The sequence below is a fragment of the Xanthobacter autotrophicus genome (assembly GCF_029991245.1).
Lineage (GTDB): Bacteria > Pseudomonadota > Alphaproteobacteria > Rhizobiales > Xanthobacteraceae > Xanthobacter > Xanthobacter autotrophicus_C.
Map to the genome: position 1 here is coordinate 1 of NZ_JAIVFO010000419.1, position 410 is coordinate 410.

Here is a 410-nt window from a genome sequence, read left to right on the forward strand (position 1 = left end):
AAAATTGGCTAAGTGGGAAACGAAGTGGGAAGGCTAAAACAGTCAGGATGTTGGCTTAGAAGCAGCCATCATTTAAAGAAAGCGTAATAGCTCACTGATCGAGTCGTCCTGCGCGGAAGATGTAACGGGGCTAAGCCAGTTACCGAAGCTGCGGATGCACAGTTTACTGTGCGTGGTAGGAGAGCGTTCTGTAAGCCTGTGAAGGTGTCTGGTAACGGATGCTGGAGGTATCAGAAGTGCGAATGCTGACATGAGTAGCGTTAAAGGGGGTGAAAAGCCCCCTCGCCGTAAGCGCAAGGTTTTCTACGCAACGTTCATCGGCGTAGAGTGAGTCGGCCCCTAAGGCGAGGCAGAGATGCGTAGTTGATGGGAAACAGGTCAATATTCCTGTACCGATGTGTAGTGCGATT

1 rRNA gene is annotated in these 410 nt (G+C 50.7%); it reads left to right on the forward strand.

What is annotated here, in order from left to right:
• Nucleotides 1–410, forward strand: a 23S ribosomal RNA gene (locus K9U41_RS23495); the annotation flags it as partial.